The 15842-nt window shown below is 42.8% G+C and carries 14 protein-coding genes; 7 read left to right on the plus strand and 7 right to left on the minus strand.

Annotated features, from left to right (window positions below):
• Positions 1-416 precede the first annotated feature (416 nt).
• On the minus strand, positions 417-3059 hold the full coding sequence (gene mutS, locus QUA44_RS28725) for a DNA mismatch repair protein MutS (protein ID WP_333256825.1): 2643 nt from the start codon (positions 3057-3059) through the stop codon (positions 417-419).
• 567 nt (positions 3060-3626) lie between these two features.
• Between mutS and QUA44_RS28730 the strand changes: the two genes are divergently transcribed.
• Both QUA44_RS28730 and QUA44_RS28735 read left to right on the plus strand, forming a co-directional pair.
• On the plus strand, positions 3627-4793 hold the full coding sequence (locus QUA44_RS28730) for a zinc-dependent alcohol dehydrogenase (RefSeq protein WP_333256790.1): 1167 nt from the start codon (positions 3627-3629) through the stop codon (positions 4791-4793).
• A 27-nt stretch (positions 4794-4820) separates the two neighbouring features.
• The gene (locus QUA44_RS28735) at positions 4821-5030 is read left to right on the plus strand and encodes an acetyltransferase (RefSeq protein ID WP_333256795.1); all 210 of its coding nucleotides are present in this window, start codon (positions 4821-4823) and stop codon (positions 5028-5030) included.
• A gap of 85 nt (positions 5031-5115) precedes the next feature.
• On the opposite strand, the gene QUA44_RS28740 is transcribed toward QUA44_RS28735, so the two are convergent.
• The gene (locus QUA44_RS28740; RefSeq protein ID WP_333256798.1) at positions 5116-6270 is read right to left on the minus strand and encodes an AAA family ATPase; all 1155 of its coding nucleotides are present in this window, start codon (positions 6268-6270) and stop codon (positions 5116-5118) included.
• A gap of 15 nt (positions 6271-6285) precedes the next feature.
• The gene (locus QUA44_RS28745; RefSeq protein WP_333091686.1) at positions 6286-7074 is read right to left on the minus strand and encodes an RNA ligase family protein; all 789 of its coding nucleotides are present in this window, start codon (positions 7072-7074) and stop codon (positions 6286-6288) included.
• A gap of 144 nt (positions 7075-7218) precedes the next feature.
• Here QUA44_RS28745 and QUA44_RS28750 point away from each other — a divergent pair, with 144 nt between their 5' ends.
• A complete protein-coding gene (locus QUA44_RS28750; protein WP_333256801.1) occupies positions 7219-8088 on the plus strand; it encodes a prohibitin family protein in 870 nt (289 codons plus the stop codon).
• Positions 8089-8273: 185 nt separating this feature from the next.
• Entirely contained in the window at positions 8274-8693 is a 420-nt protein-coding gene (locus tag QUA44_RS28755) for a peptidylprolyl isomerase (protein WP_333256804.1), read from the plus strand.
• Between the two features lie 138 nt (positions 8694-8831).
• On the opposite strand, the gene QUA44_RS28760 is transcribed toward QUA44_RS28755, so the two are convergent.
• From QUA44_RS28760 to QUA44_RS28770, 3 genes are all read right to left on the minus strand, one after another.
• Complete coding sequence (locus QUA44_RS28760; protein WP_333256807.1) at positions 8832-9977, minus strand: restriction endonuclease; 1146 nt, start codon at positions 9975-9977, stop codon at positions 8832-8834.
• A gap of 5 nt (positions 9978-9982) precedes the next feature.
• A complete protein-coding gene (gene yhdJ, locus QUA44_RS28765; protein ID WP_333256810.1) occupies positions 9983-10834 on the minus strand; it encodes an adenine-specific DNA-methyltransferase in 852 nt (283 codons plus the stop codon).
• A gap of 66 nt (positions 10835-10900) precedes the next feature.
• Positions 10901-12025 (minus strand): THUMP domain-containing protein, encoded by a 1125-nt coding sequence (locus tag QUA44_RS28770; RefSeq protein WP_333256813.1) that lies wholly within the window; start codon positions 12023-12025, stop codon positions 10901-10903.
• Positions 12026-12573: 548 nt separating this feature from the next.
• Here QUA44_RS28770 and QUA44_RS28775 point away from each other — a divergent pair.
• The 3 genes from QUA44_RS28775 to QUA44_RS28785 all read left to right on the plus strand — a co-directional run bounded on the left by QUA44_RS28775 (position 12574) and on the right by QUA44_RS28785 (position 15216).
• The gene (locus QUA44_RS28775) at positions 12574-12726 is read left to right on the plus strand and encodes a hypothetical protein (protein WP_333116741.1); all 153 of its coding nucleotides are present in this window, start codon (positions 12574-12576) and stop codon (positions 12724-12726) included.
• Positions 12727-12892: 166 nt separating this feature from the next.
• Positions 12893-14041 carry a cupin domain-containing protein gene (locus QUA44_RS28780; protein WP_333256817.1) on the plus strand — a complete coding sequence of 383 codons (1149 nt, stop codon included), beginning with the start codon at positions 12893-12895 and terminating at the stop codon, positions 14039-14041.
• Positions 14042-14193: 152 nt separating this feature from the next.
• Complete coding sequence (locus tag QUA44_RS28785) at positions 14194-15216, plus strand: sucrase ferredoxin (RefSeq protein WP_333256820.1); 1023 nt, start codon at positions 14194-14196, stop codon at positions 15214-15216.
• Positions 15217-15312: 96 nt separating this feature from the next.
• Here the strand turns inward: QUA44_RS28785 and QUA44_RS28790 are convergent, their stop codons facing one another.
• Positions 15313-15753: a GNAT family N-acetyltransferase gene (locus tag QUA44_RS28790; protein WP_333256823.1), complete on the minus strand. Its 441-nt coding sequence runs from the start codon at positions 15751-15753 to the stop codon at positions 15313-15315.
• Positions 15754-15842: the final 89 nt, after the last annotated feature.

Consider the following 15842-nt stretch of genomic DNA (forward strand, 5'->3'; position numbering starts at 1 on the left):
GGGAGGGGAGAGCGGCGACGCTCGAACCTTACCCGACGAGGGAGATACGGCGACGTATGCTCTCTTACCCGACAGTCGCAAGCACGGTTTTGTAGGAGAGATGGTAGAGGACACTCTGCCATCGACTCTCTAACAGCATCGGAATAGTAAAATCCAGTCAACACTCAACAATCACAGATGGTGCAACCAACCGGAATCCATCTAATTCATCTGCGTTAATCTGTGTTAATCTGCCTATATCTGCGGTCAAAAAAGAGAATTTATTCACCGCAGATAACAAGGGATTGACGCTGATTCACGCGCTTGTCGAGAATAGAGATAGGAATAATTCCGATTCTAACAGATTTGATATGAAAGGCTTATTGAAAAGGGTGCACTATAGAAGTTACTACAAACTTTTTTTACCACCGGAAATTTCAATCATCAAAAATATCCAACTGTTCGCCCTCAGACTCTTTTTTGCCATCTTTTTTAACACCCTTTCGTAGCCCGATCGCAATTTTGCTATGTTTCTCAATCTGCTTCATCACCTGTCTCGCCCGGTCAATCACCGACGGCGGTAAACCGGCCAATCTGCCCGCTTCAATTCCGTAAGATTTGTCAGCACCTCCCGGCTGAACTTGGTGCAAAAATACGATTTGATCCGGCAATTCTTTCACTGTCACCTGATAATTTGCGACATTATCCAAAATAGAAGCTAACTCATTTAATTCGTGATAGTGAGTCGCAAAAATTGTCCGCGCCCGAATCTCGCTGGCTAAATATTCTGCCACAGACCAAGCAATCGAAAGTCCGTCAAAAGTTGCCGTTCCCCTGCCAATTTCATCTAACAAAACCAATGATTGCGGCGTCGCGTGATTGAGAATATTGGCAGTTTCGTTCATTTCCACCATAAACGTAGACTGACCCGTTGCCAAATCATCTACTGCGCCGACGCGGGTAAAAATGCGATCGCAAATTCCCAAAGTCGCAGCTTTCGCCGGCACAAAACTGCCCATCTGCGCCATTAACTGGATCAAACCCACCTGCCGCAAGTAGCAGCTTTTCCCACTAGCATTCGGCCCCGTTAAAATTATTAAATCGGGGCGATTTAGCGATGCTTCCCGACCCAAAAAAGCCGAATTCGGAACAAAAAATCCCGGCGGCAAAGACTTTTCCACCACAGGATGACAACCTTCAATAATTTTAATTTCCCGACTTTCTGTCATAGTCGGGCGGCAGTAATTCTGGTAAACTGCTACTTCTGCTAAACCGCACAAAATATCCGCCGCCGCCACGGCGCGGGAAACGTTGCGAATAATTTCGGCGTGTTCTCCTACCTCCGATCGCACTTTTGCAAAAATATCGTATTCCAACTGATTTAAATCTTCCCGCGCCGTCAGAATCCGCACTTCTCTTTCTTTTAATTCTTCAGTGCTGTAGCGTTCTTCATTGGTGAGAGTTTGCTTACGGGTGTAGTCGTTCGGCACTTGGTCTACTTTCGATTTTGTAATGCTGATGTAATAACCGAAAGCTTTATTGTAGCCAACTTTTAAATTAGAAATTCCGGTGCGTTTTCTCTCGGTTGCTTCTAAATTAGCAATCCATTCTTGGTCTGCTGACGCAGTGTGGCGCATTTCATCTAGCATGGGATTGATTCCCGATCGAATCAAACCTCCTTCTTTTAAATGAATCGGCGGTTCATCAACTAAATGAGCGTGAATTTTACTTGCTAATTCTTCTAAAATTGGCGGTACATTTTGCAGGGCTTTCAAATAAGGCGAGATCCCTTGGGCTGCGATCGAGGCTAATTCCGGCAATTTCGAGAGAGAATCTGCTAAAGCGACTAAATCCCGCGCGCTAGCTGTTCCAGAACCGGCGCGCCCTGTCAGTCTTTCGATGTCGTAAATTTGGCGCAGCAACTGCTGCAAATCTTGGCGGAGGGCGTTATTTTCTACTAATTCTTGAATCGTGTCGTGTCGGGCGCAAATGCCTTTAATGTTGAGCAAAGGTTGCAGCACCCAGCGGCGCAAAGCGCGGCCTCCCATTGCGGTGCTGGTTTTGTCTATAGCCCACAGCAGCGAACCATGAAAAACCCCATCTCTCACTGTTTGAGTAATTTCGAGATTGCGCCTGGTTTGGTAGTCGAGTATGAGAAAGTCGGTGAGTGTGTAAGTGTGCAATCTTTGCAGAGCAACTGCTTTTTCCTTTTGGGTTTCTTCGAGATATTGCAGCAAACCGCCGGCGGCGCGCACTGCGAAGGAAAGGTGTCCGCATCCCATGCCTTCGAGCGATCGCACTTTGAACTTTTGCAGGATTCTCTGTTTTGCTTCGGACAAAGTAAACGGAATTTGCGATCGCAAAGAATAGCAAAACGAAGTCGGCAAACAATCGGGTAAATGCTCTGATTTCTCTCCGGGCCTCAACATCGTCACCAAATCCGGCGCATTAGTTAGCACCACATTAGTTGGAACCAGCACTTCCGAAGGCTGCAAGCGCAGCAATTCTAGAGTTAATTGTTCTAAACTGTCTGCTTGGGTAGTAACGAATTCTCCCGTAGAAATATCTGTATAAGCTAATCCCCAATGTTCCCCAGCGATGACGACTGCTGCTAAAAAATTATTTTGTCTGGGTTTGAGCATTCCATCATCCGTCAAAGTTCCGGGAGTGAGAATGCGGGTAATTTCTCGCTTGACTTGGCGACCTTCACGGGCGGCAATCGAAGCATCTTCAACTTGGTCGCAAACTACCACAGCATACCCTTTTTCTACTAACTGAGAACTGTAGCGGTCGAGGGCGTGGTGCGGCACTCCTGTCATCGGCACTCTACCGATTTCTTTGCCGCTTTCTTTGCTAGTACAAACAAGTTCTAATTCCCGCGAAATTGTCACGGCATCTTGGAAAAAACACTCAAAAAAATCTCCGACTCGAAACAATAAAAGTGCGTGGGGATACTGTTCTTTCACTTCCACATACCGCTGCATCATCGGAGTTAGCTTGGTGAATTCTAGTAGGCGGTGGTCGGCATTGCGGATGTTGGGTTGATTGGGGTCTGTTGGGGTAGATGCAGTGTAAGGCATAAAAGGCGATCGATAAATTTTAATCTTTAACAACTTTAGCGCAAGCTCGGCTTTTAGCTATAACTAATGATACAATTTTTGACGATTAATCCTCCTTAAGCAGGGTGCGTGATTCTCAAGATTTGGGCGGAGTGTTTAGCTATACAAAAGTCACGCACCCTACTTAATAATCGATAAACCCGCTTTTACTTGAGAAGTTTTCGGTCGCTGCTTATCTAATGTGAGCCAAGTTTTCGCACTCAGTGAGAAAAATGCAAAAATATTATTGATTGTGAGAGGCGAGCGCGCGGCGATCGCCGCGCGCTCCCTCAGCCATGTCGCTGTTAGCTGTTGGCGGTTAACAGAAGAATGTGAAATCCCCTGCAATTTAGTCTGGATAAGCTCTACCTTTTTTGTTATTGAAAACAACCGAAAGATAGATTTATAAATTATACCTCGGATAGAGAGAGAATATATTTTATATGCTTAAAATTAAAACATCCAAGCAGGTAATTTATCGGCGTAGTAAATTTAAGATTTAGAATCAAAAATCTGCTAGCTAGTAGTTAACTAGAGGAAAACGAACTAATGAAAGCTCTTTGCTGGCACGGAGCAAATGATGTGCGAGTTGATAATGTACCAGACCCAACAATTATCAATCCGCGCGATGCGATAGTTAAAATCACGTCTACAGCAATCTGTGGCTCTGATTTGCACCTCTATAACGGCTTCATCCCGACAATGCAATCGGGCGACATCATGGGCCACGAATTCATGGGGGAAGTAGTCGAACTCGGCAGCGAAGTTAAGAACTTGAAAAAGGGTGATCGCGTTGTAATTCCTTTTACGATTTCTTGCGGCAGTTGTTTCTTTTGCAACAAGGACTTGTGGTCGCTGTGCGATAACTCGAACCCGAATGCGGCCTTGGCTGAAAAAATCTACGGTCATTCACCGGCGGGACTGTTTGGCTACTCTCATTTAACGGGTGGCTATGCAGGAGGTCAAGCAGAATACGCGCGGGTTCCGTTTGCAGATGTCGGCCCTTTAAAAATTCCAGACGGACTTTCTGACGAACAAGTATTGTTCCTCACTGATATCTTTCCCACCGGTTATATGGCGGCCGAAAACTGCAATATTCAGCCGGGAGATACTGTTGGTATTTGGGGATGCGGCCCAGTCGGACAATTTGCGATCAGAAGTGCGTTTATGCTGGGGGCCGATCGAGTAATTGCGATCGACAGAGTACCGGAACGCTTGCAAATGGCGGCCGCGGCTGGGGCTGAAATCATCAACTACGAAGAAATGGACGCGGGGGAAGCCGTCACCGAAATGACGGGGGGACGCGGGCCAGACGCTTGTATCGACGCGGTGGGAATGGAAGCCCACGGTACCGGTTTCGATGCTTTGTACGACAAAGCCAAGCAAGCTGTGCGCTTGGAGAGCGATCGGCCTACCGCGCTGCGACAAGTAATCCTCGCCTGTCGCAAAGGCGGCACAGTCTCAATTCCCGGCGTTTACGGCGGTTTTGTTGACAAAGTGCCCCTAGGTGCAGCTTTCAACAAAGGCTTGACCATGAAAATGGGACAGACGCACGTTCACCGCTATTTGCGCCCTTTGCTCGATCGGGTTCAAAAAGGCGAAATTGACCCCTCATTCGTGATTACGCACCGAATGAAATTGGATGAAGCGCCCCACGCTTACGAGATTTTCCTAAAGAAAAAAGACAACTGCATCAAAGTTGTCCTCACACCCTAACTCACCATTAATTGACAAGGAGAAACTATGCTTTTACAAGAAAAAGAATCCGGCGACTTGGTAGAAATCCTCGATATCGAGACTTTAGTCAGCCCTAGCAAGAATAAAGTATCTGGACGGATTCAAGCAGGTGAAGAAGAGCAAGACCCGGCAAATTTTGAGAAGGCTAAATTAGTTTTCCCCTCGGGCGAAGTCCTGCCGCGCTGTTGGATTGAGGAAAATTATAAAACTCATTGATTCAAGGGAAACCCTCAACCTAATACCCAGAGCCCCGACTTCTTAAAGAAGTCGGGGCTCTAACAGTTTTAGGTAAAAAGGGAGATTAATTGTTAACGATCCACTCGACTTGATGTGCTTCTGTGATGTCTGGAATATCCAGTCGCGCAGCTAACTTGCGAATGACTGCTTCCGGTACTGTTGCTGTGCGCGATCGATTCCGCTGCAATACTTCATCCAAAGGAACTTCCAGGTAAACAATGCGAATTCGCGCTTGATAGCCTGCAAAAAAATTAATTAATTGCTGGCGCATTTGTTTAGTAGTGTTGGTAGCATTCCAGATAAAAGAACGACCCACTCTCATATATTCCCGCGATCTATTTTTGGCTTCCATTATTACATTGCCGGGAGTTTCATCTGGAGGGACATTCATCTCTTTTCGCAGTGCATCCAGCGAGATTACCGGCAAATCTGGAAGATTTTCCCGAATCCAATAATCTTTGCCACTTCCTGGCAAGCCAGACATCAAAATTACTTCGCATTTAGTGTCGTCAAATGCTTCGTAATCCGGGTTGCCGTTCTCTTTGCGGAAGTAGATAAATCGGCTGTGGGCGGAGGGGAATTGTCGGGGAGAATTCAAGCAATTATTTTCTTGACAAAACTCCCGAAATAGTTGTATTTTATCGAGCAATTCCTGTTTGTCGCCGCACTCTCGCCCGCGCACGTCTGCTTCGGCTAAAAGTGCGAGAAAATCGCAGCGGACAGCTTGACTAACTTTAATTACAGACTGCTGCGGGTTGGGTTTGTCCAGCAGCCAGATGGGTAAACTGCCAAATTTGACGATCGCCACCACTGTTTCCCGAATCTCAAACTGCACTGGCCGCTCGAATTGAGATAAAATTTTTCTCACCATTCTCGCACCTTGGCGGGCGTGACCTTTTGAGCTAATTCTGCCGTCGGCTTCTATTTTTGTAAAAGCCGGTTTTGCGACATCGTGGAGCAAAGCGGCGGCAAAAAGCATCGATCGTTCTTGCAGGGGAAGCTGCCGCCAATTCGGAGAAGATATTAAGGCTTCGCAGACCATTTTGGTGTGAATTAAAACATCTCCCTCAGCGTGATAAATCGGGTCTTGCTGACATCCTTCTAAGTTTTGAATCCAGTCGAAATGCGTTTGAATACCGTCCCAATCCAGGAACCAATCGGGCGATTCTGGACAAAAGGGAAAAGTCCAAGTTGGCGAGGGCGATAATAGTGTATTCATAAATTCACCTGCAGGTTAACTAAAATTAAATAAATCCGTGCCGGGACGCAAAATATTAGGTACAATGGGACGATTCAGCCAATGTCCCTCCGCATTTTTAATCGCGGTCAAAAAGCTGGCACGCACGTATTTGTAACGCGCCTTTACTATGCCATCTTCTTCGACTTTAATGTATAGACCCTCCATGCGATCGCTCTTATCAGTTTCTTTCAAACACCGATCCTCATCCCATCCCAATTCCCGACACTGCAAAACTAACCGTTCCAAATGTCCCGGCAAAATAAAATTAGATTTATCCATCAACTGCATCATTTGCTTCGGCGATTTCAAAACTCCTGAAAACAGCACGGGAACTGATACTAACGGCAATCCGCTTAACAACTGGCGGCGGGCTTCGGTGCTCAAAAATTGATTTTTTTCTAAGTCCAGCACGTCGTATTCCATAAAATAGTGCGGCAAAAAATCATAAAAAACAGTGTGTTTGGCATAAAGCCATTCGCCGTACAAGATATAACGATTTCCCAGCACTTTTCCCAGAGTTCCGCTGAGACTGAAACCCCACTGTTTGAACAAATTAAAATGTTTTTCTCTCGGCCCGCCGGTGAGATAGTGGCCGCGGCTTTGCAGCAGCATTTGCCCGTCTGGTGCGAAGCTGATGCCCGTATTTGCGCCGTCTACCTTTTCTTCGATGATTAAAGGGCGATCGGCAATAGCGCTAAACGGCACGCTGTCAAGGTCTTCGTCACCAGGCCCGAAACGCGAACCTTCGATATGATAAGTTCTGGGATATTTAATAATTGCCATAATCAACCGATTTTAGATTTTAGATTTTGGATTTTTAAGGCGAAACCATCCATTTTATATTTTATATTTTATATTTTATATTTTTAGAGGCGCATTCATTCAATTAAGCATTATAATAGATTTATCACAAAGGAGCGTGTTAAATTGAAAAATCAAAATTTCCAGAGCCTATCATCAGCACTCGCTGGCATTCTATTAGTAGTCGCGCTGCTCCTCGGCTTCAACTCTTTTGTTGTCATCAATCCAGGTGAAGCAGGAGTAGTTAGCATTTTAGGAAAAGCCACAGATGGAGCCTTGTTAGAGGGATTTCACTTCAGACCACCGCTGATATCTAAGGTAGATGTGTACGACGTAACCGTGCAAAAATTTGAAGTACCCGCCCAGAGTGCGACTAAAGACCTTCAGGATTTAAATGCGAGTTTTGCCATCAACTTTCGCCTCGATCCTACGAGAATAGTTGATGTTAGAAGAACTCAGGGAACCTTGGAAAATATAGTATCAAAAATTATTGCTCCGCAGACCCAAGAAGCATTTAAAACAGCAGCAGCTTTGAGAACCGCCGAACAATCTATTACTCAAAGAAGCGAACTGAAAAAAGACTTTGATGCTGCACTGAAGGAACGGCTGTCAAAATATGATGTAATCGTGCTTGACACCAGCGTTGTCAACATTCGATTCTCCACAGATTTTGCCAAAGCAGTTGAAGAGAAACAGGTTGCCGAACAGCGGGCGCAAAGGGCTGTGTATGTTGCTCAAGAAGCCGAACAACAAGCTCAAGCTGACATTAACCGCGCTCAAGGTAGGGCAGAAGCTCAAAGACTTTTGGCTGAAACTTTGAAGGCTCAAGGCGGCCAGTTAGTGCTGCAAAAAGAGGCGATCGAAGCTTGGAGAAACGGTGGCGCTCAGATGCCTAAAGTGCTGGTCATGGGCAGCGGTTCGAGTCGGGTTCCTTTCATTTTCAATATGAATGATTTTGAGGAAGAAACCAATCGCCCAAATGTTACCAACAATTAAAATATGACTGACGGTAACAAACCCGGTTGCCTCAAAAAGCGCGCAGAAGTCCTACGAGAGTTGTTCGAGTATGCTACACTTCTGAAAGTCAAAATATAGCGACAGCTTGAAACCTGTCGCTATAAAAGCGAAGTCCGCAATTAAAAAGCGGGCAGTACAGTCATTTTAGAAAGCAAGGAGAAATCATGACCAAGGCTATTATGGAAACCGACAAAGGTACTATCAACTTGGAACTGTTCGATGCAGATGCGCCGAATACAGTGAAGAATTTTGTTGACTTGGCGGAAAAAGGTTTTTACGACGGACTATTGTTTCATCGAGTCATTCCTAACTTTATGATTCAAGGTGGCTGTCCCAAAGGTAATGGAACTGCCGGCCCAGGCTACAAAATTAAGTGTGAAATCAACTCGCATAAACATTTGGCAGGAACTTTATCGATGGCTCACGCAGGCCGCGATACAGGTGGCAGCCAATTCTTTATTTGCCATTCTCCCCAGTCTCATTTGGATGGAGTTCACACAACTTTTGGCCAAACAGATGATATGTCTGTCGTGAATGCAATCCGCCAAGGCGACAAGATTATTTCACTCAAAATCGAGCATTAATTTTCAGTAATTGGCGTTTGTAGTAAGGACTTTCGTCCTTATTGCAAACAAAAATTTTTCAAATTAGTATTTTCACAACATACAACAACTTCTACAGGAAAGAAAAATTTTCTGATTCAAGCGGACTTTATTAACGGATCATTCATCTTCTACAGAAATTTCTAATAGTTCAATTTTTATACTTTCTTCCTCATCTTCATAATTAAATTCCAATCTGCTCAACTTAATAATTTCGCTCAATATATTACTTAAATATCCTTGGGCTACAGCTTGTTCAAATCTTTCTATCAGGATAGGAACATTGATTATTTCCTCGATACATTCCATATACTGCGATACTATAGCATTGATTGCATACTGCTTTCGAGCTTGTGCTTCAATCTTTGATTTAATTTCAATATCTGAATCTAAAGATTTAACTACAAATGTGATCGGATACCTTTCAATTTTATCAATGTCGAGGAAATATTTATTCACATCTACAGTTTCTGTCACCTGAAAAAAGCGTCCGAGGGGTTTCATTACAAAGTCAATCCCTCCATCGTTCGCATTTGTCCTACCTGTTTTAAATAGCTTTAAATTTTCTGACTGGAGTTTGTCTAGTTCATAGCCCCAATAAATAACTCGGTCGTTGTAGTAGTATTTTAATATACTGTAGCTGACTATCTCGAAGATTCGAGCATCTACAGTTGGCGCTACCATTTGTTTAATGAATTCTCTGACTTGCTCCTCTGTCAATCTTTGAGCATCTTTACAAAGTTGAATAAACTTTTCAAAGCTATCTCTCTTAGCTTCCACGTAAGCATCAATTATATCGATTACTGTTTGTGCTATATTATGTTCTTTCTCATTAATTTTAACTTTTAATAAATTTTCGTTAAACCAATACCTATTATTTTTCTGATTTCTCAAAATTGGGATGAACTCACAAGTGGGAAAATATTTTTTAAATTCTTCATTCATTCTATGGTTCAAGCCATGATTTTGAAGCTTTTGGCCGAAGGGTAATTCACGTTGTCTCTTAAAAATATTTGTATACACTGCACCTTCATAATCAGAATACATCCCTATTTGATGAAAGTTATTCAAAATATAGTCTTCAACTAAAACATAAATCGCGTATAAATTGGCAAAACTTCCTCTAGATTTTGAACCTTTATTAGCCGATTTAGTCTTGATATTCAAATATCCAATTAACTGGCTTTCGGTAAATATTTGTTTGCCAATTTCGGGAAACTGCTCCTCTAAAATTTTATTAATGATTTTTGTGAATTCATGTTCCATTTTGCTCAGAGTTGTAAGTTTAATGTTAGCTGCTTTGGCGAAATTTCACCGGAGTTGACTTCAGACATCACACGCTCTTCACTATTATCCTGGGTAATTTCCAGCCTCCGCAATCCTATTTGTAGATACTTTTCTTGCAATTCTATGCCAATTGACTTTCTTTTAAGTTGCTTGGCAACAAATGATGTTGTAAAAGTCCCTGAAAATATATCTAGTACAACGTCGCCCTCATTACTACTTGCTTTGATAATTCTTTCTAACAACAATGTTGGTTTTTGAGTAGGATGCTCCTCATACTCAGGCATACGATATCTAACTCTCGAAAACTCCCAGACGTTACCTGGAACTTTTTGAGAATTATATACTGATGGTGTAGACTTGCGATAGTCAATTAGTTTTCTCACAGCTCCGGTTTTTGCCTCTACCAGAATATCTGAGGAATTAAATGTATAATTTCTTTTGTCTTTGACGCAATATAAAATCGGTTCGTACAGAGAACCATAATATTTTTTTGCTTGTACGCCCGAACTGTCATAATACCACACTATTCTAGCAAGAACTGTTAAGCGATCGCGCAAATACAAATCAAAGTATGGCATACTTTGAGTAGATGCCATCAGATACAAACTGCCGTTATGCTTGAGTTTATTAATACATAAATTCAACCATTTATAACTCCATTCTAAATAATCGCTTTCCAATTCCCATTTGTCTTTAAAACCATTAAAATTTTTGCCGATATTATAGGGAGGATCGGCAAAAATTAAATCAATAGAGTTGTCTTTTACTTGACTTTCCAGCACTTCTAAGACATCTCCTAAAAAGAGCTTGTGTCCGTCAATTTCAAAAAATTTCATTCATCCTAACCTGTTCCAATTACTATTAGCTTGTGCCAAGGGCAAAAAAAGATATTTTACACATATTCAATACAGTTCATACTTGAGCAAAGTACAGGGAATCGAGCCATTGAAAACCGGAATCCGCTTTGATGTCCTGAGTCCAACTTGTTTCCCCAACTCCTTATTTCCGGTCAAAATAAACGCATTCCAACCTTTAAAACGCTGCTTGAAAATATCGCCCAACATCTTGTACAAATCTCCCAATTCGCTGGCATCTCCCAGCCGCTCTCCGTAGGGAGGATTGCAAATCAGCACGCCTCTGTCTGTGGGTGCTTCCAACTCGGATAACTCGGTACGAGCAAACTTAATTTTACCGGCAATACCTGCTTGCTGCGCGTTAGTGCGAGCTTGATCTAACATATCAGAATCGCGATCGCACCCAGCAATCATTTCTGGAAGCTCTGGCAATTCGCTGCTCTCTGCTTCGGCCCACAATTTATCCCACAAAGGCTCGTCAAAGTCCCGCCACGTCATAAATCCAAACTTTTCTCGAAACAATCCCGGTGCAATATTCAAGGCTTTTAAACTCGCTTCCAAAGGCAAAGTTCCCGAACCGCACATCGGGTCTAAAAATGGCAAATCTGGTGTCCATTCTGCCATTTCTAACAACGCCGCAGCGAGGGTTTCTTTGAGAGGAGCAAGCCCCATTGCCGGCCGGTATCCCCGCCGGTGCAAACTGCCACCAGAGCTGTCTAAACTCAAAATAGCGCGGTCTCGATGGATGTGAAGGTTAATTAGTAAGTCGGGACTTTCGACATCAACACTAGAACGCTTGTTAAATTGGTGGCGCTGTTGGTCGGCGATCGCATTTTTGACCTGCAAAGCTGTAAAGTGTGTGTGGTTCAACTTATCGTTGCCACCTGTACAGTTGACTGCTAAGGTATTATCAGGATTTAGATATTCGTCCCAAGGGATTTTCTGCACTTCGCGGTAGAGCATATCTGAGTCGTAACACCGGAATTCGGCTATGGGAACAAGCACTCGAAAAATTGTTCTCGACCACAGATTGACGCGGTACAATAAAGCGCGATCGCCCGCAAAGTAAACTCCTGTAAAATCGGGTTTGACATCCTGCGCGCCTAGGCTTTCTAATTCTTGGGCGGCAATTGTTTCTAAACCGCGCGCAACTGTAGCAAAATATTGATTCATTGATAATTACGAAGGAAGAAGGAAGAAGGAAGAAGAAGTAAGAAGGAAGAAGGAAGAGGGAACCAACAGCTATCTGTGTATCCGTGACTTCTGGATCGTGAAGAAAGTTAATTGGGAACTACTTATGCTTCATTTGTCTTTCTCGATCGCCCTTCATTTAGATAGTAGCTCGTTTTCATCCTAACTCTCACAAACAATACTCTACCTTAAGGTAGATGCTGGAGATCAAAAAACTGCTACCTTACAGGATAATTTCTCAACAGGCGATCGCCCGCCTAGTCCTGTAGTTAAAAGGGCGATCGGGCGATCGCCCGATCGCTCAACCTCCAGAATCTAGCAGCAGAGCGGATTCGCGCTTAATTTTCACCAGGGTGAGCAACTGCTGCGAATTACCCTGGCGGTCTATTTATTGATAAGAATTCTTAACTACTTGCACAGTTTATTAACTTCATGTTAGGCTTCTAGTCAAAGTTGAGAATTCAAACCCTAACGTCACAGTCAGGGAAAATTTCAGCTAAATGGGTGTAATACAACAATTAGAGGCCATTATGTCAAAGCAAATCAACGGATCGGCTCTCAAACTGTCCCGCGCTAGCAAAATCCAAGTAGAAGTCAAGGAAATTGCCAAGCACGCCACAGCTAAAAACATCTCTTCTACCCTCAATGTTGATGCCGATGGTAGCGATGTTACCAACGAGTAATTGCAGGTTTTTCCGTTAGACTTCGCCTCCCCAAACAAGAAGTAATAGATTTTATTTTTTGATATCGGGAAGTCTGGAATAATTGAGGACAAGCGCAAAGTGTTGTCCTCAATTATTTAATTGCTAAAAGCTTATTGATAATATTTATCGTTTATTTTTAAAGTTTATGCGATCGCTCGCCAATCTCCTCAAACCATACAATCTCGAAGATTTTCTCAATAACAACTGGACAAACAAAGCAGTTGCGATTAAAAGTGAAGGCAAAAAAGACTTTGCACACCTATTTTCCTGGGAAAAACTCAACCACCTGCTCAACTTTTACCAATTAAAATATCCCGACATTCGGTTAGCAGTAAAAGGAAAAGTTCTCGACGAAAGCGAAAACGCCAATCTCATCAAATTGTGCCAATCGGGAGCAACTTTAATTATCAATCAAGTCCACAAACTAATACCAGAAATAGCTGAATTTGCAGCAGAATTAAAAGCAGAATTAGGTTATCCAAATCAAGTAAACGCCTATTGTTCCTGGCCGGAAAAACAGGGATTTTCGTCTCATTACGACACCCACGAAGTTTTTATATTGCAAACAGACGGAATCAAACAGTGGTACGTCTTTGCCGACACAATTAAATACCCGCTTACAGACCAAAAATCCTCGACATTTTCGCCGCCAGAAACCCCACCCTATTTAACCTGCACCTTGCACCCCGGCGACGTGCTTTACATACCGCGCGGACATTGGCATTATGCAATTGCTTCCGACGAACCATCGCTGCATTTAACATTAGGAATTCACTGCAAAACAGGAATTGACTTGTTAGAATGGTTGGTGGGCGAATTGCGACAACAATCAGAGTGGCGGCAAAGTTTACCGCTGCGAATAAATCAAGATTCAATCGATACAAGTGTAAATAATTTAATTGCCCAATTGCAGGGCTACGCAAACAGTAAAAATCTGGGAGAAGAGTACAGCAGCTACCTCGACAGTTTAGCAAAACCTGTAGCGAAATATTCTCTCCCTTCTCAAGCAGGGTTCAATATTTTTCCCTACGGCATTCAAACTAAATATAGAATTCCCAAAATTCAGCGGGTGAGAATTAGCGAATTGCCTGACGGGGACGGATACAAAATAGTTGTTGCAGGTAAAGAAGTATCTCTCAAAGGAGTAACGGATAAATTTACGGAGAATCTATTCAGTACAGAATTTTTTACAGGAGAAGATGTGATGGATTGGTTGCCGGATTGTGATTGGGAAATAGATGTAATGCCGCTTTTGTCGAGGCTAGTTGTTGAAGGAATTATTTTTGTTAGTTAAAACTATAGAAAAGTAATATCGCCTTTCAAGCTCTCATATGAGGTACTATTCGGCATAGGGCATAGGGCTATCCTCACCACGCTTGAGAACCGCTATAACTGCGATAATTTTGTTATTAAAATAGTAATTTATGAGACACAATGAGGTATAACATGACGAATAGTTTTTTTTGCGCCGATACTTCTAAATGCGTTGAAGAGGATATTATTGGTAGCGGTACTAATTACCAAACCTATATATTAATTGAATGTTGTTTGCCTTGGGAATCAGAAGCTTTTAATTCTCAGCAAATTCCCCAGAATCTAAGGGATTTAGTGAAGGAAGTAGAGCATTTAAAGCAAAAAATCAGATTTTTGTTAATCAATAGTGAATCAACTAAATTTGCTGATAGGCGCAAAATTTTGATTTACGACAATCAAAGCCAAGATGTTTTTGGCGGTTACGAAAAACACGAATTTAATGTGAATAACATTGAAGAAGTGGCGGGAATTGTCAAAAGCTATTTAGCTGGAGAAGTCCCGGATTGCGAAGTTGAAAATAACCCAAGTAGAGATATTTTGGTTTGCACTCACGGGAGTCACGATAGATGTTGCGCCAGATACGGCAATCCGTTTTATGCCCAAGCAAAAGCTGTGGTTTTCGAGTTAGAATTGAGTGATGTTCGTGTTTGGAAATCTAGCCACTTTGGGGGACACCGCATGGCACCGACTGCGATTGATTTACCTGATGGTAGATATTACGGAAATCTCGATCGCACTTCGTTCAAATCTATTCTAACGCGAACTGGTGATATTGAATGTTTGAATAAGGTTTATCGGGGTTCGGGAGTTTTGCCGAACGAAATTCAGGTTTTGGAACGAGAGTTAATCATCCGCTACGGTTGGGATTGGTTCAGCTACAAAGTTGCGGGCCGCATTGTTGAAAAATATCCAGAAAATGATGCTTTCTTGGCTGAAATTACCTTTGAGAAAGCGGACGGTACTTATAGTTATCGCGCTGATTTGGTGAAAGATGAAACCAAAACTGTTCGACTCAAAGGTTCTTGTGGTGCTCAAAAAGAGTCGGAATTTGTCAAGTATTTTGTAGAAAATCTCCATTTTTACTCGAAGAAGGAGGATTTGAAGTTTGTAGGCTACCCTCTTGTTTCGGTGCAAAAATTGGTGGAGACTATGTAAGATTTTGTCCTGTCGCGCATAATACATAGGCCAGGGCGGGTTTTTGAGATTGTCGGTTTTGGGCAAATATTTTTGGTGAACCCGCCCCTACAGGAATCATGATTGAATTTCTAACTGCATAAATATGTGCGGAATCCCCAGGAAATCGGAGGGATTACCTTCTTCGGTAAATCCGATTCTTTGATAGAATTTAATGGCGTTAATTCGAGATTTAAGTCTTAAAGTTTTTAGATTTTTTGCTTGAGCTTTGACGATTAAGTTTTTAATTAATTGAGTGCCGATTCCCTGATTTTGAAATTCAGGAAGTACCGCAACGTAGCTGATGTTTCCTAGTCCTGGGGATGATTCGCGCAGTCGGGCTGAAGCAATGATTTTGCGATCGCACATTCCAATTAAATGAAAAGCAGTATCTTCGTGACTATCCCTTTCGCTGCCCTTTTCCATCCCTAGGGGCGATCGCAAAACCAACCACCGCTGGTAAAACATCTCTTCTAATTCTTGTGCGTTTTCAACCGGACGTATATCTATTTGAGGCATTTTTTGATTAAATTACTGTAGTTTAGACTAACCAAAGATGAGAACGGTGGCAAAAGAAGAACTAGAGCCACCGCGCTAGGAGAGAATGA

This window comes from Microcoleus sp. N9_A2, assembly GCF_036701775.1.
GTDB lineage: Bacteria > Cyanobacteriota > Cyanobacteriia > Cyanobacteriales > Microcoleaceae > Microcoleus.

Coding starts and splice junctions, on each gene's coding strand:
- mutS (WP_333256825.1), bottom strand. CDS start 3,059: ATGCCTTACACTGCATCTACCCCAACAGACCCCAATCAACCCAACATC.
- QUA44_RS28730 (WP_333256790.1), top strand. CDS start 3,627: ATGAAAGCTCTTTGCTGGCACGGAGCAAATGATGTGCGAGTTGATAAT.
- QUA44_RS28735 (WP_333256795.1), top strand. CDS start 4,821: ATGCTTTTACAAGAAAAAGAATCCGGCGACTTGGTAGAAATCCTCGAT.
- QUA44_RS28740 (WP_333256798.1), bottom strand. CDS start 6,270: ATGAATACACTATTATCGCCCTCGCCAACTTGGACTTTTCCCTTTTGT.
- QUA44_RS28745 (WP_333091686.1), bottom strand. CDS start 7,074: ATGGCAATTATTAAATATCCCAGAACTTATCATATCGAAGGTTCGCGT.
- QUA44_RS28755 (WP_333256804.1), top strand. CDS start 8,274: ATGACCAAGGCTATTATGGAAACCGACAAAGGTACTATCAACTTGGAA.
- QUA44_RS28760 (WP_333256807.1), bottom strand. CDS start 9,977: ATGGAACATGAATTCACAAAAATCATTAATAAAATTTTAGAGGAGCAG.
- yhdJ (WP_333256810.1), bottom strand. CDS start 10,834: ATGAAATTTTTTGAAATTGACGGACACAAGCTCTTTTTAGGAGATGTC.
- QUA44_RS28770 (WP_333256813.1), bottom strand. CDS start 12,025: ATGAATCAATATTTTGCTACAGTTGCGCGCGGTTTAGAAACAATTGCC.
- QUA44_RS28775 (WP_333116741.1), top strand. CDS start 12,574: ATGTCAAAGCAAATCAACGGATCGGCTCTCAAACTGTCCCGCGCTAGC.
- QUA44_RS28780 (WP_333256817.1), top strand. CDS start 12,893: ATGCGATCGCTCGCCAATCTCCTCAAACCATACAATCTCGAAGATTTT.
- QUA44_RS28785 (WP_333256820.1), top strand. CDS start 14,194: ATGACGAATAGTTTTTTTTGCGCCGATACTTCTAAATGCGTTGAAGAG.
- QUA44_RS28790 (WP_333256823.1), bottom strand. CDS start 15,753: ATGCCTCAAATAGATATACGTCCGGTTGAAAACGCACAAGAATTAGAA.